The sequence below is a fragment of the Ruegeria sp. CH8 genome, assembly GCF_056536985.1.
The window spans coordinates 1-21985 of record NZ_JBQFQR010000029.1; the positions used below are offsets into that span (position 1 = coordinate 1).

Annotated in this window: 17 protein-coding genes and 2 pseudogenes; 3 read left to right on the forward strand and 16 right to left on the reverse strand. The window is 55.4% G+C overall.

Features of this window, described 5'->3' with window-relative positions; translation table 11 throughout:
• Positions 1-88: 88 nt before the first annotated feature.
• A pseudogene (locus tag ACR0ER_RS22220) lies at positions 89-681 on the forward strand (IS5 family transposase); the annotation flags it as partial.
• Positions 682-760: 79 nt separating this feature from the next.
• Here the strand turns inward: ACR0ER_RS22220 and ACR0ER_RS22225 are convergent.
• The 8 genes and pseudogenes from ACR0ER_RS22225 to ACR0ER_RS22260 all read right to left on the reverse strand — a co-directional run bounded on the left by ACR0ER_RS22225 (position 761) and on the right by ACR0ER_RS22260 (position 10938).
• Positions 761-2254, reverse strand: coding sequence for an oligosaccharide flippase family protein (locus ACR0ER_RS22225; RefSeq protein WP_480770772.1), 1494 nt, complete (start codon positions 2252-2254; stop codon positions 761-763).
• A gap of 175 nt (positions 2255-2429) precedes the next feature.
• Positions 2430-3137 (reverse strand): annotated as a pseudogene (locus tag ACR0ER_RS22230) (IS6 family transposase).
• Between the two features lie 112 nt (positions 3138-3249).
• Positions 3250-3987 (reverse strand): sulfite exporter TauE/SafE family protein, encoded by a 738-nt coding sequence (locus ACR0ER_RS22235; protein WP_480770773.1) that lies wholly within the window; start codon positions 3985-3987, stop codon positions 3250-3252.
• 75 nt (positions 3988-4062) lie between these two features.
• Positions 4063-4920 (reverse strand): universal stress protein, encoded by an 858-nt coding sequence (locus tag ACR0ER_RS22240; RefSeq protein ID WP_480770774.1) that lies wholly within the window; start codon positions 4918-4920, stop codon positions 4063-4065.
• A 2-nt stretch (positions 4921-4922) separates the two neighbouring features.
• Positions 4923-6305, reverse strand: a complete 1383-nt coding sequence (locus tag ACR0ER_RS22245; protein ID WP_480770775.1) for an MmgE/PrpD family protein — start codon at positions 6303-6305, stop codon at positions 4923-4925.
• Complete coding sequence (locus ACR0ER_RS22250; RefSeq protein ID WP_480770776.1) at positions 6305-7717, reverse strand: MmgE/PrpD family protein; 1413 nt, start codon at positions 7715-7717, stop codon at positions 6305-6307. Before ACR0ER_RS22250 ends, ACR0ER_RS22245 begins: the two co-directional genes overlap by 1 nt.
• Before the next feature lie 11 nt (positions 7718-7728).
• On the reverse strand, positions 7729-9702 hold the full coding sequence (locus tag ACR0ER_RS22255) for a tripartite tricarboxylate transporter permease (protein ID WP_480770777.1): 1974 nt from the start codon (positions 9700-9702) through the stop codon (positions 7729-7731).
• Between the two features lie 144 nt (positions 9703-9846).
• On the reverse strand, positions 9847-10938 hold the full coding sequence (locus ACR0ER_RS22260; protein ID WP_480770778.1) for a Bug family tripartite tricarboxylate transporter substrate binding protein: 1092 nt from the start codon (positions 10936-10938) through the stop codon (positions 9847-9849).
• A 148-nt stretch (positions 10939-11086) separates the two neighbouring features.
• Between ACR0ER_RS22260 and ACR0ER_RS22265 the strand changes: the two genes are divergently transcribed.
• The gene (locus ACR0ER_RS22265) at positions 11087-11992 is read left to right on the forward strand and encodes a LysR family transcriptional regulator (protein ID WP_480770779.1); all 906 of its coding nucleotides are present in this window, start codon (positions 11087-11089) and stop codon (positions 11990-11992) included.
• A 58-nt stretch (positions 11993-12050) separates the two neighbouring features.
• Here ACR0ER_RS22265 and tcuB read toward each other — a convergent pair whose 3' ends face one another.
• Genes tcuB through ACR0ER_RS22280 form a run of 3 tightly spaced genes read right to left on the reverse strand, consistent with a single transcriptional unit; the run spans position 12051 to position 15194 of the window.
• On the reverse strand, positions 12051-13118 hold the full coding sequence (gene tcuB / locus ACR0ER_RS22270; protein ID WP_480770780.1) for a tricarballylate utilization 4Fe-4S protein TcuB: 1068 nt from the start codon (positions 13116-13118) through the stop codon (positions 12051-12053).
• Positions 13108-14502, reverse strand: a complete 1395-nt coding sequence (gene tcuA / locus ACR0ER_RS22275) for an FAD-dependent tricarballylate dehydrogenase TcuA (RefSeq protein ID WP_480770781.1) — start codon at positions 14500-14502, stop codon at positions 13108-13110. The genes tcuB and tcuA overlap by 11 nt, the downstream gene beginning before the upstream one ends.
• A gap of 11 nt (positions 14503-14513) precedes the next feature.
• Positions 14514-15194, reverse strand: a complete 681-nt coding sequence (locus ACR0ER_RS22280; RefSeq protein WP_170336747.1) for a GntR family transcriptional regulator — start codon at positions 15192-15194, stop codon at positions 14514-14516.
• A 240-nt stretch (positions 15195-15434) separates the two neighbouring features.
• Here ACR0ER_RS22280 and ACR0ER_RS22285 point away from each other — a divergent pair, with 240 nt between their 5' ends.
• Positions 15435-16337, forward strand: coding sequence for an AbrB family transcriptional regulator (locus ACR0ER_RS22285; RefSeq protein ID WP_480770782.1), 903 nt, complete (start codon positions 15435-15437; stop codon positions 16335-16337).
• Here ACR0ER_RS22285 and ACR0ER_RS22290 read toward each other — a convergent pair.
• The 5 genes from ACR0ER_RS22290 to ACR0ER_RS22310 form a co-directional block, all read right to left on the reverse strand.
• The gene (locus ACR0ER_RS22290; protein ID WP_480770783.1) at positions 16306-17286 is read right to left on the reverse strand and encodes a D-2-hydroxyacid dehydrogenase family protein; all 981 of its coding nucleotides are present in this window, start codon (positions 17284-17286) and stop codon (positions 16306-16308) included. The genes ACR0ER_RS22285 and ACR0ER_RS22290 overlap by 32 nt on opposite strands.
• A gap of 14 nt (positions 17287-17300) precedes the next feature.
• Complete coding sequence (locus ACR0ER_RS22295; RefSeq protein ID WP_480770784.1) at positions 17301-17519, reverse strand: hypothetical protein; 219 nt, start codon at positions 17517-17519, stop codon at positions 17301-17303.
• Positions 17520-17570: 51 nt separating this feature from the next.
• Entirely contained in the window at positions 17571-18659 is a 1089-nt protein-coding gene (locus ACR0ER_RS22300; protein WP_480770785.1) for a 4-oxalomesaconate tautomerase, read from the reverse strand.
• 88 nt (positions 18660-18747) lie between these two features.
• Positions 18748-20778, reverse strand: a complete 2031-nt coding sequence (locus ACR0ER_RS22305; RefSeq protein ID WP_480770786.1) for a tripartite tricarboxylate transporter permease — start codon at positions 20776-20778, stop codon at positions 18748-18750.
• 79 nt (positions 20779-20857) lie between these two features.
• Positions 20858-21946 carry a tricarboxylate transporter gene (locus tag ACR0ER_RS22310; RefSeq protein ID WP_480770787.1) on the reverse strand — a complete coding sequence of 363 codons (1089 nt, stop codon included), beginning with the start codon at positions 21944-21946 and terminating at the stop codon, positions 20858-20860.
• Between the last annotated feature and the right edge of the window lie 39 nt (positions 21947-21985).

The window sequence follows — 21985 nt, forward strand, 5'->3', positions numbered from 1 at the left end:
CCACACCCGACCGCATCAGGCCCTCAACATGCGCCCACCAGTCCCCGAAACTCTAGTCCGAGATGGCCCAGAACAAGGGGGCTAGACATACGGACCGCACAAGACGCTTTACAGCCGCTGGAAACGCTGGAGCTAGAAAGGGGGCTTCGCGCGGATGATGTCAGGATTAGCCGCTAAACACGGCGACGAGAAGACCGTGATGATGGATGCTACCTACCTGAAGGCGCTTTGCACAGCGACCAGTTTGGGCGTCAAAAAGGGGAACGTGGACACCTGATCGGTCGGACCAAGGGCGGCATGAACACGAAGCTGTACGCCATCTGCGACAGCTAGGGACGACCGCTTGATCTACTCGTCACTGCCGGTCAGGTCAGCGATTACATCGGCGCACGGGCGTTGCTCAGTAGTTTGCCAAAAGTCGACTGTCTATTCGGAGACCGCGGCTATGACGCCATCTGGTTCAGGGATGCGTTAAAAGACAAAGGGATACGCGTCTGCATCCTTGGCCGGAAGCAGCGCAAGGCCCCGGTCAAATACGACAAACGCCGGTACAAGCGACGCAATCGGATCGAGATCATGTTCGGCAGGTTCAAGGATTGGAGGCGCGTTGCAACCGGCTATGATCGTTGTCAAAAAGTCTTTCTCTTCGCCATCACGCTCGCGGCAATCGTTATCTATTAATGATGAATCCTGACCCTAAGAACTTAAGAACCTACCCGGTCTTAGCGTCGATCGATGCAATTTTGAGTTGCCGATAGCTCTATTTTGTTCCCGAACCCAAAAAGCTTGCACGGCTCCCCAGTACTTTTTTTGCTAAGTCGATACCTTCGCGCCCCAAAAAAAGCGTTGGACTAACGTAAGTTGCGACTAACAAAGAAAACGAAACCATTACAATTCCAAGACCCAACGTTACCCATGAAGACATACCAAATGTTAAGTACTTTGTCGCCAACCCAACCAGCAAAACTCCAAAACCAGACAGAAGGGACGGCCAGTGAAGTTTGGCTATCGCCGCCCATTCGATAACAATCGTTTTCTTGGTCAATCTGAGAGACAGGTAGAACTGGACGAATGCTGCGGTTGCGATTCCTAAGCACACTGCCGACAAACCGAACTCATGCAGCCCAACAATCAAGACTGACAACAACACAAGATATAGTACTTGAATTGGTATCAGGGCATATGGGCGACCTGTAGATTGAAAAATGCTTATAAGAAATCTCTGGCCCAAAATTGGATAGAACGACACCCCGAAAGTTGCCAACGGTATCGCCGCTGCAGCCCAACGAGAGCCAAGCATAACCGAGACTATCTCAACCGCGAAACACGCGCAAAATACACCTGCTGGAACTGTGAGTAGAGCTGTAACTGCCAGCCCACTTCTTAATGCCTTGCTTACGCGAGCCGCGTCGCCCTGCACAATAGACAAGCTCGGAAAGGCAGTGGTACGCATTATTCCGCTAAAAACAGTCAATCCTGTCTTTGCTAAAAAAGCCGATCGGGAGTAAAGACCTAGGTCGGATGCTCCCAAAAGTCGGGCTAGCAAGAGCCGATCAATGTTTTTGGACATGAACGAAAACGGTGCCATGACCGCAAAACCGATCCCAAGCGGTATGAGCTCACTAAGCGACTGCCGATCTATCCAGGGTGTCCGCAATTCTTCGCGAGCGAAATAGGCAAGCATCGAGCACCAAACGGCAGCCTCAGCAATGCTCATCGCAACCAGAGCCCAATACCCAAAATCAAAATAGGCGAGCGGTATTGCTACGAAAAAGGTAGCGAACGCCCAACTGATCAATGATGACATTGCAATCTCACGGGATTTCAGACTACGGGCCAAAATCGCCTCTGAAAGTCCACCTAAGACACGGAATAGAACCATCAGTGTAAGGAACTTAGTGACAAATGAAACTTCGTCGATGGCCAATAAGTGGGCAAAAACTGGACCTGCAAACCACATTCCAACAGTCAATAATACTGTCAAAAGCAAGCCGACACCGAATGCTGTAGCTACGTGACGAGCCAAAATCTCTTGTCTTTGAATAATTGCTGACGAAAGTCCCAACTGCCCCAACATTATCGCGAAATCTACAACGATAAGCGAAGCTGCCGCGATCCCGAAATCTGTCGGAGTCACCAAACGCGCAAGCACCGCCACTGCTAGCATTCGAATTGCAATGCGCATCAGTGAAGCTCCGCCCATCCAGGCTGCTCCCTTAAACGCTCTGCGTGTCAAATCTCGATCCCGATTCATCCTGCCAAACCAACAAATTTAAACCGAATATTACGCATAACCAGATGAGTTGCCCTTGTCAGCCTCCGTCTCAGTTTAAAGGCTGCAACATTATGTTCTGCAAAAAATATAACCTTTTAAAGGGTGCTGTCAGGCGAATTCGAACCAGTCTCAATTTGCCGCGGAGACCGTGAACCTATACCGAACAAAGTTGACGCCACTCAGCAAGAGCGGCGGTGCGCGTCAGCTTGAATGTGTCTCTGCTGGTCAGTGATCTTTCCTGGTTGAAGTGGTTGTAAACGGAGGAGTGGACGGAAGCGAATTTCTGCAAACTTCGCATGCGCCTGAAACGTTGCATGGCGCGTTCGCGTCGTCGAAATGGAAGATGCGAATTCTCGACGCAGTTGTTGAGCCAACTGCCCGTCTGCTGTTTTTCGGTAGCACCAAGCTCTCTGAAAGCGGCTCTGTATGAGGCGAGGCGATCCGTGACGACGTTTTCCGCTATACCGTGTCGCTTCACCAATTTCTTGAGGAATTTCAGTGCTTACTGCTTGTTTCGGCGTTCGGTGACAATAGCTTCCAGTACCTCGCCTTCTTGATCAACAACCCGCCAAAGATAATGTCGCTTGCCATTCACCTTCACGAAAACCTCATCCAAGTGCCACTTCCATTTGGAGAACGCACGCAACTGCTGAACGCGCTTCCGTCTAATCTCAGCAGCAAATATCGGGCCAAACCGGTTCCGCCAATATCGGACAGTTTCGTGGCTCACGTCGATGCCTCGCTCATGCAGCAGATCTTCGACATTTCGAAGCGAGAGAGGGAAACGGATGTACAGCATCACCGCAAGACGGATGATCTCGGGACTGGTTTTAGGGTACTTGAATGGTGATCGTCTTTTCATCCCCAGAGGCTACGAAAGCCCCCTGCCCTCCTCAACCCAAGTTCTTCTGACAAGACCTTGCGGACGTCATCGGCTTCCTCAAATTCTCCAAATTTGGCGAGAACTACCGATCTCAAGGGCCAACAGTTAAAGCTCGTACGACAAACAGCACTCCTGACACAGCAATAAGCGCCTCAATAAGATGGTTGTGAATGCACGCGCCCATCTTGTGGACCAAACGACTTGCTAGCCAAGTTCCTGGGATAGTGATCAAACCCATGTATAAGCCAAGAAGTATCAGGTTTTTATCCAACAAACCAAATCCGTAGAATGTCCCCGAGCGCGTCATAGCGTTGACCAAACCTATGACGGCGTCCGTTCCCAACAGCAATGGTCCGCTGAGGCCGATACTGTTAAAAAATGCGATGACCAGCATGCCCGAGCCGGCGGCAGTCCCGCTCACGAATCCGAAGGAAAAACCAAGGCCGAGAATAGTTTTCAACCCCGGCTCAAATGACGTTCTCTTCAGATATCGCCGAGCAGGAAGAACAATGATCAGGATCGTCCCCATAAAGCCGAGGAAGACCTGTTCGGGCACTTCTTTCAGGAAGCTCGCACCAAGAAATATGCCGGGCAGCGAAGCAAGTGTAAACTGAATGGCTGGTTTCCAGGCGATCGTTTTGCGATAGACGACGACCCGAGAAAGGTTCGCGCAGATCGCATAAACGCTGATCAAGGGGATCACCGCTTTGGCCCCAACAACTGGCGTCAGTACGATTACGATGATAAACGAGCCGCCAAAGCCGCCCAAACCACTGACCATTGATCCCAAGAAAGCTGCTAATGCAATCATGGCGTATTCGATGAGCAACCCGCTATCCCTTCAAGACCACGTAATCTGGTTCCCAGCGAGAACTGGCCTCGCCGCGTAGCATCTGGCCCGAATTCAGTGAGCCATAAGAACAGGCATGTCTGCGTGCTTCAGCAGATGGCTGGTCACGCCGCCGAGTATGGATTGGCGTAGACGTGTGTGAGAATATCCACCAGTCACAAGGAAATCGCATTCGGTGTCCGCTGCTAATTTGAGCAGCCCTTCTCCTGCGGAAATAGACTGGCCGCCCAATTCACGAATTTTTGTTTCAACGCCGTGGTGGCCGAGATATGCCCTCACGTCCTGTGCAGTGGGCCTGTCTTCCGCCTTGTCATGGCTGACTGCGATTGAGACTGAAGATGCGCGCTTTAGGAACGGCAATGATTGTTGCACCGCGCGCGACACTTCAAGTCCGCTGTTCCAGCCGATAAGTACATTGCTGTATTTAAACTCCCACATGCCGCGCGGCACCAATAGTACAGGACGCCCGGTGTGCAATATGGCCTCTTCGAAAGTCAGCGTCGCACCGCCCGACTTTGAATGCGGAATGATAATCAGATCACTGACTCGCCCCTGCAGAGAAATCATTTCGCTGCGCGCGCCTGCAAAATCACACCAACTAGCCGTAGGCCGTCCGCCTTCAGGCTTATCGCTAAGTACGACGCCAGCCTGCTCGCAAAGCTCCTGGAAATGCGCTTTGTGCTCCTCCCGCTCATCACGGGCACCTTCATCCATGATGGAAACGATACGATCACGGATGCTGGGTGACAGAGCGAACAACTCGTTTTCCAAACGGTCACTGGGCTTTGACTGCGCGTGGAGGACATTCAGGTGTGCGTTGAAGAAACATGCCAGCGACAGCGCGCCGCGTAGACGCTCAATTTCGTTGCCCCTAGTGTAAACGGGCATCAGGAGAACTTTCGGGTCTGTCATGTTCACTCTCCTTTTCTGATGGCGGACAACGCGTTGATATCGTCCAAATCTTCAAGCGCCCAAACCACGCCGATAAGTGCGTCGGCGGTCGCGCTGCCAAGAATAGGTGCAATCAGATCACGCGCCTTGACCTTCACGTCTTCCGGCGGCATTGGGTTTGACGGGGTGCCTCGCACGGCGACCGTGTGATGGCGGTAGTTTCTACCATCCCCCGTTTCGATCTCGACAATGGCCTGACGCGCCGGTTTTGCCACGGTTAATTCAGGCGAAGGAATTACCGTCATCTTCTCTCTGAGCGCCAAAACTGCTGGATCGGACATACGCGCCTTGCTGTGGCAAGATTCAAACGAGGCTCCGCCATCCAACAGGCAAACGGCAACCATGTGTTGCAGGCAGACATCCGGCATGTCCCGGTTGTTCACGATGGTCAGGCGGTCATCCGGCATAACCAGATTGATCTTGTCTATGCGTTCTACGTCCAACCCTTTGTCCAGCAGCGCCATCACCGCATCAAGCGCCGCCTGTATCGGAGAGCCGACGCACCACTTCTTGATCGACGCTTCCATGATCTCAAACCTTGTGCCCAAACCGTCGGTCAAAGCATTTGCGTCGGGGTTTTCGGCAAAGGCCGACAGATAGTTCAGCGGCCCTTCCAACGGGTCCTGCACACCCGTCATGCCAGCCGCAACCATCATTGCCGAGGAAACCCCGTTCCGCGCTCCCATGCCCCCGAAGTCAAACGCTTTTTCGACGTGCTCTGAGTCCCGCTCCCAATAGGGAATACCGCTGGCTTGCTGTATAGCGTAGGACAGAGTCGACGCGTTTTGCTCGACATTGAAGTCCATAAGTGAGGCCGCAGAAGCGGTCGCCCCAAACAACGCCCCGAGGCTGTGCGTACTGTGGGTCGCGGTTCGCGGGCCTGACACCCCTATCGCAATGGTGAACCGCGCACCGATATCGTACCCGGCGGCCACGGCGTTCAGGACAGCAGTGCCCGAACTTTTCTGACGTTCCCCAACAGCCAAAGCCGCCGGAACCACGGCGCAGCCGGGATGAAACCGCCCTGCTAAATGCGAGTCATCGGTTTCGTCTGCATGCGCCGCGATGCCATTGACCAGCGCCGCGTTGATCGCTGTCGTGCGGATATCCGTACCCCAGACGGTTGCCTCGGGTGTGCCACCTTGAGTGGCGATAAAGCCGGTCGCCAGCCTGCCCGCCCTCAGCCGCGAGCCCGAAATGATCGCAGCCAACGAGTCGATCAGATGGCATTTCGTCTTGATCGCGACCTCTTCAGGCAGATCCTGTTGCGCAACCGAACCAAGGTAGCTCGCGATTTTTTTCGTCGTGCCGATGGGCGCGCGGATTTCAGGGTTGTTTCTGGGCATTACGCCGTCACCGTGTCCAAAATCTCGTTCAGGTTCGACAGCGTTTCGAACTTCTTCGCCAAGTTCAAAAACGCCTCCATGCTGTCAGCGCTTAGTACGCCTTGCGAGGCGTCCCGAAACTTGTCCGAAACCTCGTCCCAGGTCAGCGGGTTCTTTGGGCCACCACGATAGTATCGGTCGGACTCTTCGAAGAATTTCTGACCGGCTTTGGTTGTTAGAGTGATCCGGGAGACGATCACGCCCTTGCCCATGGCGACGATCTCATCGTCCAGAACAGCGGTGACTTTCTTTTGCATCTCCTGACATTCAGGCGATTGCACGAACGCGTCTGAGAACTCGGACAACCCTGCCTTGCGACGCAAGACGATTGCCGCCATCTGGAAAGCCACGCAGAACTTGGCTTCCAACTCGTTGCTGGCGTGTGGGATACGCAGCGGTCCCGGCGTGATGACGTTGGCACCGGTGCGCACTTCGATGCTTTCGACATCCTCTGGCTTGATGTCATGCTTTTCGACTAGCTTCTTCATCGTATCCATGCCCGGATGCCCAACCACGCCGCTGGGGTACGGTTTGATCGACGTGCCGGGATATACAATGGCCCAGGGGTTACCCATCCGCCCTATGATCCATTTGGGGTCATAGCCACCGCCGAAGGCCTCAAAGAAACCTCGACCTGCCTCAAGTGCGTTATTCGGGCCGGTCATTCCGCGTGCCGCGAACAGGGCCGCGGTCACGCCGTTTTCAGCGGCTCGGGACATGTTCAGAGGTTTGGACATGGTGCCGTGGTTCGCACCAACACCCGCCGACATAGTCGAGGCGATGCCCATCGCGTTGGTGATCTGCTTGTAGTCAAGTCCCAACAGTTTGCACGCTGCGATGGTCGCGCCGAATATCCCGATTGTACCGCTCGTATGAAACCCGCGACCGCCTGTGAAATGCTCGGCGTTGACGGCTTCGGCAATTTTCACCTGCACTTCGAAGCCAAGGACAAAAGCCGTCAGAAACTCTTCGGCCGTCACCCCCAGTTGCTCGCCGAGAGCGTAGCAGGACGATAGAGGTTGGACCGTTGGATGGATTAGAACCGAACGGTCCTTTTCCTCGGACAACGCGGTGTCGTCATAATCCAGCGCATGGCCGGACATGCCATTGATCTGTGCCGCGATCTGTACAGGAACCATCATCGAGTCCTTGCCTAATGTCCGTGCCTGTTTCGCCCCTCCGACCTCAGCGGCCAACTCGCGCAGGATGATGGGTGCCGGTTCAACCGAGCCTGCCATCATACAAGCCGTTCCGTCGACAATGCAGCGCTTTGCGATCTCGATCGTCTCGGCCGGTAGATCGGCGTAAGTGGTATCAGCGACGAACCTGACCAGTTCGTGTGTGACGCCTTCTTTGAAGGATTCAATTGCCATTTCTTATGCTCCTATTGCAGCGGCCAGGGGAGTGTGACGACATTCTGAAGCAGCCCGGTTGGATAGCGCAGCGTCAGTTGATGAGAGATGATGCCCAGGAAAAGGACAAAGCCTGCCCCTCCGGCGATGGCTTTCCACCAGTCCAGCTGCGCAGCGCGGCGCAGGAACAGCGTGATGAAGGTCGCGATGCCAAGAACAAACCCGACCAGTCCCGCGAACAGCAGCATGACGACGAGCATGCCGATGTAGAATTCAGCTGACCGGCCGCTTTCTGGAGCATTCTGCCGTTCCGAGTCGTAGAAGAACTCGGAAGGTGCTTTCTTGAAAGCCATGGCAAGGACGATAGGCGTCAGGAAGATCATCGTGCTGATCGAGGCCACCGTCGGGAACAGCCCGGTCAGGCGGTTGAACTGCATTCCGTTCTGCAAAACATAGAGAGCGAAGACGACGACACCGGCGATGAAGATCCACTGCGGCCATTTTTGAAGATGACTGTGTGGGCCCTCGACGGTAAGCGGCTCGCTGCTTTTCTGTTTTAAGAAAATTGCAAGCGCGATGGATAACACAGTCAAGACCAGCAGGGCCATTACGATTGGTCGTTGCAGGAACGAGGCCCCGTAGAGCGTCACGGTCTGATAGACCGAAGACTCTACCCGCTCGGATAAAACGAACCCGATCAGCAATGCGGGTCGCGACCAGCCAAAGCGTTTCATATAAATCGCAAGAACGCTCAGCAGCAGCAAGGCAATCAGATCACCCCAGTTGCGCGTTGCCTGAAAGGCCGCGAAAAAGATGATGCCAATCATAAAGGGCGCGATCAGCGTATACCGGATCGTTGTGATGCGCGCGATTTGTGGGGCCAGAAAGAAACAGATGCCTGCGCCAACAATGTTGGCCGCCGCAATGGACCAGATCATCAGATAGACCTTGTCCATATTGTTGTCGATCATGTCCTTGCCGGGCTCGATACCGATCAGAACCAGACCACCCAGTAGGATCGCCATGCTGCCTGACCCCGGGATACCCAGCAGGAGAGTTGGAACAAGCGCCCCGCCCTCTTTTGCATTGTTGGCGGATTCCGGAGCAACGACACCTCTGGGATCACCGGTTCCATAGGTTTCGCGGTTCTTTGTTGTCTGAACGGCGTGACCGTATGCGATCCAGTCCACAACACTACCGCCAAGCCCGGGCAACGCGCCAATGATTGAGCCGATCATCGAACAGCGCAGGGACAGCCACCAGTTTTTGGCCCAGTCCTGAAACCCTTTCAGCCACCCAGTTGGAGCAAGCTTGCCAGTCTCAGAAATGCTGGATTGTCGGCGCAGCAAATTGACGATCTCAGGAGTCGCGAACATAGCTAGTCCCACAACCACCAGCGGCAACGGGTCGAGCAAGTAATCGCTCCCGAAAGTGGCGCGTTGAACACCCGACATCGGCGCCGCACCCAAAGTGCCAAGCAAAAGCCCCAGCGAACAAGCTGCTAGGCCCTTCCAAAGGTTCGCGCCGGTCAAGATACCAACCATCGACAGCGCCAGAATCACGAGCATGAACTGTTCACCGAACCCGATCTGAAGGATGATCGGTTTGGCGAAGAACACCGCAAAAGACAGCACGAACGCGCCAAAAATGCCACCAAACAGAGAAGATACAAAGGCGATGGATAGCGCGCGAGTGCCTTCTCCACGTTTGGTCATTGGAAATCCATCCAAGACTGTGGCCTGAGAACCGGATGTACCGGGGATGCCCATCAGCACAGATGGGAACGTGTCCGATGTGGTTGTTACAGCAACAAGACCGATCATCATCGCCAGCGCCGAGTTGGGTTCCATCCCGAAGACAAGGGGCAACAAAAGCGCAAGCCCTGCCGTGCCTCCAAGTCCCGGGAGAATGCCAACAATAAGGCCAGTCACGACCCCAGCGACCAATGCCAGCATTGTCGACAAAGTCGTCAGTTGGGCGAGTGCTAAGAGTGCAGCATCCGACATTTGGGCTTTCCCGTTTGAAACTTACTTTGATCAATGTCCCCAGAGTGCCAGTGCCTCAAACGCAGGGCATCGGAACATCGATTGAGAGCGCATTGCGCCTCGTTGGTGGGGGCGCCCTTGCGGGCACTCCCCGGTTGTTTTGATTTAGTTGAGCTTGGTGTCGAAGCGTTCTTCCAAGAATGTCGCAACCCACTCGCGGACTTCTGGGTCCAAGGCCGTACCGCTTGCCAGCGCACGTTGGGTCTCATCACCGAAGTTCAGCGGCATCGAGCCAATCTCGCGTGGCAGCGCAGCTGCAACTTCAGGATCGGACGTCACCGCCTTCATCGCTTCGATATAGACGTCGCGGATGTTGTCAGGTGTCCCCTTGGGCAGCATAACCGCCTTCGAAAGCATGACTTTTGCGTTCATCAGCGACTTCTGCATTTCATATGCAGGGCCTTCCGGTGCCGAACCTGTCACGGCTTCATAAAACTCCGGGAACGTCGGGACGTCCGGCAGGTCCGGGTCGCGCTGCAGATCACCATTTTCGTCAATGACACCATAGCTCCAAACCGGGTTCACCTTGGGGTCTTCGCCATAGTCTTTCAGGTAAGACCGCGTATTGTCGGTGTTCATGTTCATTTCGCCACGCTGAAACGCGGCTTCGGCGTCCTTCGAAGACAAACCGAATAGATAGTTCGGCTCGATCCCCAGCATCTCCATTGATACGAAGTCTAGAAGCTCAGCCGACAACGGGGTTTCTGTGCCAAAGCGGATGTTGGCGTTTTTCAAAGCTTCATAGTCAGCTTTCATATCCGTGCCGCCTAAGCCGATATCGTCGCTGATCGCATACAGCGAAGCGCCGCGTGAGAAACCTGTTACCGCCACCCACTCATTCGGGTCATAGTTTGCAACGTTTGAGCCCATCAGAACCGGAAGCAAACCGGAAGTAGACGCCATAATCAGCATTGTGCCATCTGCGGGTGCATTCTCATGGAAATCGTTGGAAGCTGTAACTGACCCCCCGCCTGGCTTGTTGAGAACGATGACGTTCGGATTGCCGGGCAGGTTTTCGCTCATCTTGGTCTGCAGAACGCGCGTCAGACGGTCGGTACCGCCCCCTTCGCGAAAGCCGACGAGCCAGGTGACCGTTTTGCCTTCCAATGAAAAGTCTTCCGCCTGAACAGTTCCAGGCATCGCAACGGCGGCAGCGGTTGCTGCGCCAATCGCGATTTTCTTCAACCCATCCAGCATGGATTATCCTCCCTTTGAACGTTGCAACACAGCTCTCCTCGGTGCGGGTTTGCAACTCATTCGTCGATAGCGCGGAAAACTTGACACAGCCAAAAAAAGAACTCAAATTCAAAAAAATCAAAGATTATTGCATTCAAGGAATGAATAGATGCTGCGTGACATAACGCTTGGCGATATCAGCGCATTTGTCCTCGTTGCCCGACTGGAGAGCTTTGCCCTGGCCGCCGAAGAACTTCTGGTGACGCAATCTGCTCTGTCCAGACGTATCAAAAAGCTTGAGAACTCGCTGGGCGCACCATTGCTGGACAGAACGACCCGCTCGGTCACAGTTTCGCGTCTAGGTCGGGAGTTTCTGCCGCAGGCCGAGCGGATTGTGAATGATTTTCATAGGTCGTTGGACGACATCGACCAAGTCGTCAAAGTTCAACGCGGAATCGTCTCGTTTTCTTGCAACATGACAATATCCGATACGCTCTTGCCGGAGATACTCGCCCAGTTCAAAACCACCTACCCTGACATTCGAATACGCGTTCACGAGGACTCCAGTCCCCAAGCCATTGAACGCGTATTGAGCGGTCAGTCGGAATTGGCATTGGCGCAGTTTGGAGAAGGTCACCCAGACCTGGAGTTCGAAGCTTTAATCGACGATCGCTTTGTGATTGCGTGCCACAATAGCCATCCTCTTGCGAGTGCTTCATCGACAACGTGGGAGGAAGTAAAAGACGAGCAATTCGTCTTGCTGAGAAGCGAAAGTGGGACGCGGAAAATCCTGCAAAGGTATCTTGGCGAAAAATACGATGTTATCTCGAATGATATGCAGGTAGGCCATTTCCATTCTCAGCTTGGACTGGTCGGGAAAGGCATCGGCATCGCCGCCATTCCATCTCTGGTTCGCCTTTCGCGAAAAGACCTTGAATTGGCGATTATTCCGATTTCAAAACCCACGATCCGACGAAAGCTTGGGATCGTGACTTGTCGCGGACGGTCGCTGTCACCGGCGGCTGAGGAACTTCGCAAAGTTGCAGTCACTATAATGGGTGGATTTTCCGAATAGCGCCACCAACGCCCCTCAAGGCATTGGTGGCAGTTCATACGGCTGGTTTGCAAGAGACCTAAGCATTTCGTTTTCGTTGAGCGTCTCTGATCAAGGCTGCGAGCCGATAAAAGCCATGTGCCATCTTTGTGTACGGTATCAGCAGAAAGAACGTCAGGACCGATCCAAGGTGAATGGCCAGCAGTGCGGGCATAAGAGCTGTTGAGCCGAGGGCATAGAGAACCAACCCACTGAACCCCACAAACCCAAGCAACAGGATGAAACCGATATCACCGCCCCAAGCTGACGGGTCACCGAGATCGCGGTCAGATCTCTGTTTGAGCAGGACCATTGCGCCGCAGCCCACTGTCAGCAGAAGCCCACCGGAAATCCCGAATAATTTGGGCAATGACCAGAACCCGTAAGGCGCGTGCATTCCAAAGCCGTAGTGCATAACCGTCGCCACCGAGGTCGACGCAAAGCACAGCAGGAAGCCGTACATGACGGTGTGGTGAATGTGGCGCCGGCTCTGACTGAACCGGTCTTCGTCCTCGAAGTTGCAACCCTCGCCGTGGCCTGCGGCCAAGTCTTGCATCTTTCCAGCGCGTTTGAACGCAGCAGTCAGATCAGACATTTGGATGGGTTTGCCACCGACATCCGCCCAATAGCGTCTTAGGCTGATGGCTATGCTAATCAGCGGCAGCAAGAATGCCGGAGCAAAGATCGCGACCATCGCGTTGTGCGACAGAACGGCGTAGAACCCCTCCCCTCCGCTGGAGCCGATGGCGCGGATGGCCCAGAACAGCAGAGCAAACCCGAACACAAGCGCCAGCGCAATTGCCCCGCCATGGGTGTGGAACCGTCGCGCCAGCGGTTGTGGCCACGCGAAGCTTTCCCAACTGTCCCGCCGCACCTCGGCCAGAACTTTCGGCAGGTTGAGGGCAAACTCGTGCGGAGCCGTATACTGACAGGCGTAGTAGCAACCCCGACAGTTATGGCACAGGTTAGCCAATTGCGTGATGTCCCCATCCGAAAACGCACGTTCCGCATGGAGGGACGGGAAGACCGAGCAATAGCCCTCGCAATACCTGCAGGCATTGCATATCTCGGCCTGACGGCGGGCTTCTTGAATAAGATCAGTTTGCATAAGCGGCAGCCTCACGTCCTGCGATGCGTCCAAAAACGGTTCCGATGGTCATGCCAAAACCGGCCAGATACCCTTGCCCCAATATCGACCCGGCCATGGTTTCACCGGCCGCCCATAGGTTCTTGATCTTGCCGTCAGGGGTCGAGCATTGCGCTGTGTCGTCAACCTTCAGGCCCAGATAGGTGAAGGTCACACCAGTGCGCAGCGAGTAGCCATAGAAGGGCGGCTCGGTAATCGGACGGGCCCAGTTGGTCTTGGGTGGCGTCAGACCCGAGGTCGCAACCCCGTCCAGTTCGGTTGGGTGAAAGCCACTGGTGTCGCCGCAAGCGACATTGAATTCGTTGACGGTTGCGGCAAGCTTGTCGGCGGGCAGGCCCATCATCCCCGCCAGTTCTACCAAAGTGTCTGCCTTTATCGGAGGGAACACGGACGGCATGAACAGGTTCAGCGACTTGGCATCAATGATCACGTAACCCACCTGATCGGGCTGGGCCGCCACCAGACGTCCCCAAATCGCATAGCGCTTGGGCCAAACATCTTCGCCTTCGTCATAGAACCGCTGTGCATCCTTGTTCACCACGATAGAAAACGGGACACAATCCAGGCGGGTGACGATGCCACCATCGAATTTCGGCGCGCGCCCGTCGACGGCGACCGCGTGACATTGGGTCGGGTCGCCAACGTTCTCGACGCCTTGATCCAACAGATCAGCCAGCACCACACCTCGGTTGTAGGGAGTGCCCCGGATCAGGAAGTTCTTTGCAGGCTCACCCCAGGCGCGGGTCAGCCAATCTGTGTCGGCCTGAAACCCGCCCGAAGCGACAATGACCGCCTTGGGCATGATCCGGTGGGTTTTCCCTTCATAGGTGTAATCCACCCATTCAATCTGATCCTTGTTCAACTCCAAATGCGTAACCGCAGCCTCATAAAGTACATCAACACCTAAACCCGCCGCTGTTCGGTAGTAGGCGTTCACAAGAGACTTGCCGCCGCCCATGAAAAAGGCATTGGTCCGCGCCAGTGACAATGTCCCGGAAAGCGAGGGTTGGAACCGGACCCCGTGTTCCTCCATCCACGGCAGGCATTCCTCGGACGTACGGATTGCCAGACGCGCCAAATGCTCGTCTGTTTTGCCGCCGGTTACCTTCATCAAATCAGAGAGATATTCGTCTTCGCTGTACTCTTCGATCAGCGGACCCAAAGGCCCCCCATGCATACAACGAAAATTGCGCGTATGGCGGGAGTTGCCACCACGATAGGGTTTTGGCGCCGTCTCGAGGATCAGAACACGGGCTCCTGCCTCAGCAGCAGTCATCGCGGCGCATAGGGCTGCATTCCCGCCGCCGATCACAGCGATATCATAAGCTTCCTTTTGGGTGGCCATATCTTGTCTACCTACTGATTTTCGTCGGTTGTCCGGTCGCGTTCTTGCAACGCCCGAATACGCATCCGTTGTGCGGCCTGAATATGCGCGCGCATTTCGGTTTCAGCCGCTGCGCCATCGCGCGCCTTTAAGGCAGCCATGACGCGCTTGTGTTCGGCCACTGCTGTCTCGGCCCGGTCCCCGTCCAACAATTGCGATGGCCCAAGGATCAACAGCGCTTTTTGCAAAGACAACATAGACTTGGCAAGAAACCGGTTCTTTGCCGCATCCAAAAGTGTGGCGTGGAAAATCCGGTTGATCCTAGCGGCTTCCGGGCCGGTGCCAGCCTCGGCCAAGCGATCATTCAGGACGCCCAGTTCGTCCAACTCGACATCTGACGCCGCTCGCGCAGCTAAACGGGCCGCTGTTCCCTCGAGCACCGCGCGCATCTCATAGAGTTCCATTACTTCTGCGTAATCGAGGCTGCGTACGGTTGCACCCTGCCGTGGCACATGAATGACTAGCCCATCGGCCTCCAACTGTCGGATAGCCTCGCGTACAGGAGTGCGACTGACGCCGAGCCGTTCCGACAGCTCAATCTCGCGCAGGCGTTCGCCGGGCAGAAGTAAGCCATCCCGAATCTCGTCCAGCAGGCGTTGATACGCTGAATTGCCTTGCGGGCCAGGCTGTAAGGGGTCGTCTTGGATGGTCATCGAGCGATCTCTTGTAATATTGCATCCACTTGTATACACTTGGATACAATATGAGTCAATATCCTCGGAACCCACGCCTTGCCCACCCAGAACAAAACACCTTTTCCGCTAACAAAACGGGCCGTAACACTGAGCCTGGCACTGCTGGGTACCGGTGTTTTTTGGGCGTTGGATCTACCACTGCCATTTTTGTTCGGCCCAATGTGTGCGTGTCTCATCGCAGCCTTGGCGCATGCTCCTATGGAAGGTTTTGGTCAGGTCTCGGTTGCAGCGCGCACCATACTCGGCGTTGCAGTTGGGGCTTCGATTACCCCTGCCCTTTTTGCAGAGCTGCCGAAGATGGCTTCGTCTATTGCACTGATACCGTTCTTCATCCTGCTGATAGCACTGGTCGGAGTGCCTTTCTTTCGCAAGATCTGGGGGTTTGACTCCATGACAGCGTTCTACGCCGCCATGCCTGGCGGATTGCAGGACATGATCATCTTTGGAACCGAAGCTGGCGCCAACCCGCGTACACTTTCCCTGATCCACGGTACGCGCGTGTTGATCATCGTGACGCTGGCCCCGCTGTTTCTGACAGTGTTTTACGATGCTCAACTCACCAACCCAATCGGAGAGCCTGCGCGCGACCTCCCAAAAAACGAGTTGGCGCTGATGGTATTGGCCGCCCTAATTGGCTGGAAAGGCGGTGAGCGGATCGGTCTGTTTGGGGCATCCATCCTCGGCCCAATGATCCTGACGGCTGCCCTGTCATTGGGCGACTTCATTCATACTCGTCCACCGCGCGAGGCCATCCTTGCAGCGCAATTCTTTATTGGTTGCGGGATCGGCGTGAAGTTCGTGGGCGTCACCTGGGTCGAACTCCGCCGGGTGGTTGCAGCGGGCTTCGCCTATGTCCTTGTCCTTGCCATCCTTGCAGCCGCTTTCACCGCCGTTGTCACTGCATTGGGGCTCGGCCAGCCGGTCGAGGCTTTTCTAGCCTTTGCCCCTGGCGGACAGGCCGAGATGACAGTGCTGGCCATAGTTTCGGGCGCGGATCTGGGCTTTGTGATCACCCACCATCTGACAAGGATCGTGCTGGTTATCATCGGCGCGCCCATAGCGGCCAACCTTATCCTGCGCTGGTCCAAACCTCGGGGTTGATCATGTGAATTGGATCGCCTTTGGCATAGGCGTTCACTTGATCGAAAATGTCTGCGAATTGCAGGTCGAACTCGTCCTCGGTTACAAAACCAATATGCGGCGTCGCAATCAGGTTTGGATGCGATAGCAACGGGTCATTCGGGTCAGTAAGCGGCTCTGTATCATGGACATCAATGGCGGCTTTACCGGGGCGCCTGGCATTCAAAGCCTCAAGCAATGCGCCCTTTGCGATTAGGCCCGCACGGGATGTATTCACAAACAGCGCCCCCGATTGCATCTGCGCGAAATCCGACGCGGTGATAATACTGTGAGTGTCTGGCTTCAGACGAACATGAACCGAGACAACATCGCTTTTGGCAAAGAATGCTTCGCGGCTTTCAGCGACCCGAACGCCATCTGCCTGTGCGCGCGCACGGCCATCGTCCGAGGACCACCAGACCACATTCATCCCGAATGCCTGGGCATACCCAGCAACAGCGCGGGCGATGCGGCCATATCCATACAGACCCAGCTGCCGCCCCTTCAGGGTCTTGCCAACTCCGGCCTGCCAACGCCCCGCTTTGACCGAGGCCATCTGAGCAGGCAAATCACGCATCCCGGCCATGATCAGCGCCCATGTCAGTTCGGCTGCGGCATATGAGGGCGTCCCGCCATGCATGTTCGAACAAAGCAGCACTCCGTTATCCGAGCATGCCTGAACATCAACATGCGGATACACGCTGCGCTGACTGATCAACTTCAGGTTTGGGAGTTTTTCAACCAAATCCCGGGTGATCTTGGTGCGTTCGCGAAACAACACCAGCGCCTCAGCCTCCCGCAAGCGTTCGGCCAATTCGCTGGTATTCTCAACATGATCTGCCCAGACCTTCACGTCATGGCGAGATAGCTTTTCAAAACAGGGCAGGCCCTGCAGTGTCTCAAACCAATCATCCAGAATGTGAACTTTCATCGGCTTTCTATACCCTACTCGGTGGTCAGTTTTCTTGGCGTAGACACAAAATGACGTGCGTCAAGTGCTTCAAGCGCATTGCGAACCCGTTCGCGTTGATCCAGCAAATGGTTAAATTGCTCATCACATCCGGCATTCGGTGTCGGGTATTCCGCGATGTCCCTCCGCAGAGCCGACTGCGCCAGCCTGAGTTCCTGACGCGCGATATCAAGGCATTCGGAATAGTCGTCCATCGTGATATCCTCATAATGTATACCATAGTATACCCAATGAGGATTGCCATTTCAACTGCCGCTCCACTCAGATTCCGGCACATAAACATGCCCATCCGCCAATTTACGCGCAGTCCTCACTAGACCGGCAGAAATTACGTTGAATTCCCCGTCGTTTGAGAAGTCCACCAGAACGTCGATCTTGCCTGAGGCGTGCTCCAACACAACTTCAGCCGGACTTAAAACCGGGCGATCAAGCAGCCCGTCGGCGACGGTTCCGGGTGTCAAAGCGCAGGATGCCATGCATTGCGCACCCGTAACGGCCATTGTCGGGTGAGTTTTCCATGGCATGAAATACCGAACCGTAAGGGTTCCACCCTCTCTGGCGGGTGCCATCAGGCCGAATTTGGGAGTTACCGATTTCGATACGTCCCCCATACCCATCAGTTCCCCGGCTTCGATCCGCACTGCCTCCATCCGATCGAAAAAAGCACGGTTGGCATTAAGTTCTTCGGCGCTTTCATACCCTGTCAGTCCAAAATCGCCAGCCCGGGCTATGGCCATAGGCATGGCGACATCCATGCAAGTCAGCTCGATCCCCTGCACTGTATCGCGCAAGTTTCCTGTGGGTAGAAATGCACCTGTTGCCGAGCCCACAACGCCCATAAAGCTCAGTTGCACTGGCGCAGAATGGCCGGGAACTCCGGCGATTTCCGCATCGCCCTCGTAGACCAACTCTCCGCCTGGGGTCTGCACTTTGGCAACGACACGGGCGCCTGTATTGACGGCGCGAATGCGGATTTCGGTCTCATCGCCTTTGGGCTGAAACAAACCCATTTCAATCGCAGCTGGACCGACTCCTGAGAGGATGTTTCCGCAAGTGGGTTTGAAATCGACCAGCTTCTCATCAACGGAAACCTGCGCGAAGAAATAATCGATATCGGCCCAGTCGTCCTCGCTGACTGACAGCATCGCAACCTTGGTCGTCACTGCGTTCCCACCACCGATCCCGTCGATATTGAGCGCTTGTCCAGCCCCGAGGGCAGCGACCAGCACATCAGCCAACTTGTCCCTATCTTCGGGCAGGTCAGAGCGTCGAAAATAAGGCCCTCGGGAAGTGCCGCCGCGCATGAAAACATATGGGATTGCTGTCTGGGTCATTGCGAACCCTCCTTTACAAACCTTTAAAATTTCTGATTTCAGTGTCGCCCGGCCCGCCTGATTGGCATGCCGGGCAACCGTGGAGCGCCTACTTGAGCGGCCATGGCAGGTTCACCATGTCTTGCAGCAGACCCGGCGGGAAATCCCGGTTCAAAGCGCCAGCCATGAAGCACATGAAACCGACGCCGCAGGCTGTCAGGAGCAACGTCATCTGCCAGCTGGACCCGGCGCGAATACGGAAGAATGCGATCAGGAACCCGATCAGGGCGAGGATGAAACCCACAACCCACGTGGCCGCGATCAGACCTACGAACCACGCGAGCGTCGACCATAGTCCATGTGGCGCGCTCGCATCCTCACCGGCGAGTTCTTTGTCAGCAAAGATCGCATCCCCCTCGGGTCGCCGCATCATCTGGATCAACAGAATGACGCAGCAGAACAGCGACACGCTGCCGATCACCAGCGGGATGATCTTGTCGGTCATGTTGTAGTCAGGGATCATGTTTGCATTGACCAATGCCACGATCAGATAGGCCATGATCACCAACAAAAAGATCAACGGCGCGCGCTTGCTTCCGGATTTGACCTCACCTTCGGCCATGATCATCTTGGCTTGACGAATACCCAGAATGACCGAAACCACGGTGACCACGATCAGTACGATAACGATCGGACTGAAGACATACTCCATCCCCTCACCAAAGCTTTTGCGGAAGCGGAAAGAGGCAATCTGGAACGCCTGGTTGGTGAATTTCTCAACCGGATTCGACAGCACGAACCCAATCAGAAAGGCAGGGCGCGACCAGTCGAACCGACGCAGAAAGATGCCGATCAGGCCAATCACGAATAGGGCCAGAAGGTCTTCGAAGTTTTGTCCGGACTGGAAGGCCGCGAAGCTGATCAGCATGAACAGAAACGGCGCCAGATAGGTGAAACGGATTGTCGTCAGCTTGGCGATCCCACCCGAGGCTGCGATGCATAAGATGGTGCCCACCACGTTGGCGAGAGCCAGCAACCAGACAATCGAATAGGTGATGTCGAGATTATCCTTGAGCATGCTCGGACCGACCTCGATATCACCGGATCCCAACAGAGCAACAGCACCGATAAAGATCGCCATCGAACCCGAGCCGGGAATGCCAAACAGAAGCGTTGGGACCAACCCTCCGCCCTCCTTGGCGTTGTTTGAGCTTTCCGGCCCGATGACGCCTCGCACTTCGCCCTTTCCGAAGTTGCTTTTGTCTTTGGTCGATTGAACCGAATGGCCATAAGCGATCCAGTCAACAACCGAGCCACCAAGGCCGGGAATGACACCGACAACCACGCCAATGATCGAACAGCGGACCGACAACCAGATGTTTGCAGCCCAGTCTTTGACGCCATCAAGCCAACCCGCGCCCAGTGAGGCGCCCTTAGCAATGGATCTGTCTTGACGAAGCAGCGAGACGATTTCCGGCACCGCAAAGATACCCAGGCCAACGATTACCAACTTCAGACCATCGGTCAGGTAAGGAATGTCATAAGTCGCCATACGCAGCGAACCGCCTGCGTCCGCCTCGCCAATCGTACCGATCATCAAGCCCAGCCCTGCGGCGGCAACACCCTTCAACGGGATGCGTCCGGCTAGGATAGCGACCATCGACAAGCCAAGAATGGTGATCATCAGCATCTCGGGCAAACCGAATGCCAGAACGATGGGCCGCGCGACCAGGATAAACATGGTCAGAAATGTTGCGCCGACCAAACCGCCAAACAGCGATGAAGCAAAGGCCGCTGACAATGCCCTCGCGGCCTCGCCCTTTTTTGCCATCGGGAAGCCGTCCAACACCGTAGCCTGTGAGGCAGAGCTACCGGGAATACCCATAAGAACTGATGCGAAGGTGTCAGAGGTCGGAACAACGGCAACCATCCCGATCATCAGCGCCAACCCAAGGATCGGGTCCATGCCGAACATGAAAGGCAGCAGCAAGGACAGACCAGCAATACCGCCAAGCCCCGGAAAAACACCTACGGCCAGTCCCATAACGACACCGAGAACAAGGTACCCCAGAACAATGGGTTGCAGGATCAGACCCCACGCGTCACTGAGCGCAGGAAGAGCGGTGGCGAAAACCTCCATAGCGGCCGCCTTTCATAAATTATCTTGTGTTTAGAAAAGCGCGCGCCCGGCATCGGCGCGCGCGCTGTGGTGTTTGGGCTTAGTTCAGCTCGACACCATAGGCTTCTTTGAGCCAGTTCAGAACGTAGGCTTTGGCGTTGTCGTCGACGTTTGTTGCGGTTTGCAGCGCCGCTTTCGAACCATCGCCGACAAACACAGGATATTTACCAACGCGATTAGAGGAAATATCGGCAAAGTCTCCCCGCTCAGTCACAGCCTGGAACGCTGCGGTGTATGCGTCGACGACTTCTTGTGGTGTGTCTCCGGGCAGGAAGGCCAGCTTCTGAACCGGGAAACCTGCCACGAAGAAGGCTTTCCATGCGTCCCATGCTTCACCGCTGGTTTCGCAACCGTCGGTGGCCTCGCAGACCTCCTTGAAAGTTGGAATATCCGGGAAGGTCGGATCGCGCACGATGTTGCCATCGGCGTCCAACGCGCCCCATGTCATCATCGGAACCGCCTGACCGGCTTCGACCAACGGGGCCGAGCCGCCCAGATAACCGGATGAGGTCTGGTAGTCGATATTGGCCTCACCGCGTTCAAACATCAGGCGGCCATCACCGCGGCCCTTGATACCAAAGACAGGCTCAACATTCATGCCCAACATCTGCCAAGCCAGCAGCGGGACCAGATCCAGCCGGGTCGCGCCCTGCGAACCGTAAATGAAGTTGGTGTCTTTCAGCGCGTTCGCGGAGCCATCAAACTTTGCTCCGTCTTCGGCGTTCAGATAGGCAACACCACCGGTTCCCGATGCCATAACCGGGATCCAGTCGTTGTATTCGTAGCGCACACGCGGATCGCTCAGCAGATACGGGAATTGAGTTGAACCGGAGGTGCCGAACAGCAGCGTGCCATCGTCATGGCTTTGTTCCTGGAACCAGTTTGCGCCTTTGGTCGAACCGGCACCCGGCATGAATTTCACAACAACCGTTGGCTGGCCCGGCAGCGCTTCGGACAGAAGTGGCGCAAAGAAGTTGGCCCATTTGGCAGACCCGCCCGTTTCCGAGAACGGGATGACCCATTCGATTGTCTTGCCCGAGAAATCGACCTCGGCTGCGGCAGGTGCGGCGATACCGGCGGCGGCGATCAGCCCCACGACGGCGCGACGGGTGAAGTTGGAAATGGCCATTGGTTCCTCCCTATTGACCAGACAACCACGTCAGTGCTC

Excerpts from the sequence above, each read along its gene's own strand:
- ACR0ER_RS22260 (WP_480770778.1), bottom strand. The coding sequence starts at position 10,938 with ATGCTGGATGGGTTGAAGAAAATCGCGATTGGCGCAGCAACCGCTGCC.
- ACR0ER_RS22305 (WP_480770786.1), bottom strand. The coding sequence starts at position 20,778 with ATGGAGGTTTTCGCCACCGCTCTTCCTGCGCTCAGTGACGCGTGGGGT.
- tcuB (WP_480770780.1), bottom strand. The coding sequence starts at position 13,118 with ATGCAAACTGATCTTATTCAAGAAGCCCGCCGTCAGGCCGAGATATGC.
- ACR0ER_RS22225 (WP_480770772.1), bottom strand. The coding sequence starts at position 2,254 with ATGAATCGGGATCGAGATTTGACACGCAGAGCGTTTAAGGGAGCAGCC.
- ACR0ER_RS22310 (WP_480770787.1), bottom strand. The coding sequence starts at position 21,946 with ATGGCCATTTCCAACTTCACCCGTCGCGCCGTCGTGGGGCTGATCGCC.
- ACR0ER_RS22240 (WP_480770774.1), bottom strand. The coding sequence starts at position 4,920 with ATGACAGACCCGAAAGTTCTCCTGATGCCCGTTTACACTAGGGGCAAC.
- tcuA (WP_480770781.1), bottom strand. The coding sequence starts at position 14,502 with ATGGCCACCCAAAAGGAAGCTTATGATATCGCTGTGATCGGCGGCGGG.
- ACR0ER_RS22250 (WP_480770776.1), bottom strand. The coding sequence starts at position 7,717 with ATGGCAATTGAATCCTTCAAAGAAGGCGTCACACACGAACTGGTCAGG.
- ACR0ER_RS22295 (WP_480770784.1), bottom strand. The coding sequence starts at position 17,519 with ATGGACGACTATTCCGAATGCCTTGATATCGCGCGTCAGGAACTCAGG.
- ACR0ER_RS22285 (WP_480770782.1), top strand. The coding sequence starts at position 15,435 with ATGGAAGGTTTTGGTCAGGTCTCGGTTGCAGCGCGCACCATACTCGGC.
- ACR0ER_RS22290 (WP_480770783.1), bottom strand. The coding sequence starts at position 17,286 with ATGAAAGTTCACATTCTGGATGATTGGTTTGAGACACTGCAGGGCCTG.
- ACR0ER_RS22255 (WP_480770777.1), bottom strand. The coding sequence starts at position 9,702 with ATGTCGGATGCTGCACTCTTAGCACTCGCCCAACTGACGACTTTGTCG.
- ACR0ER_RS22300 (WP_480770785.1), bottom strand. The coding sequence starts at position 18,659 with ATGACCCAGACAGCAATCCCATATGTTTTCATGCGCGGCGGCACTTCC.
- ACR0ER_RS22245 (WP_480770775.1), bottom strand. The coding sequence starts at position 6,305 with ATGCCCAGAAACAACCCTGAAATCCGCGCGCCCATCGGCACGACGAAA.
- ACR0ER_RS22280 (WP_170336747.1), bottom strand. The coding sequence starts at position 15,194 with ATGACCATCCAAGACGACCCCTTACAGCCTGGCCCGCAAGGCAATTCA.
- ACR0ER_RS22265 (WP_480770779.1), top strand. The coding sequence starts at position 11,087 with ATGCTGCGTGACATAACGCTTGGCGATATCAGCGCATTTGTCCTCGTT.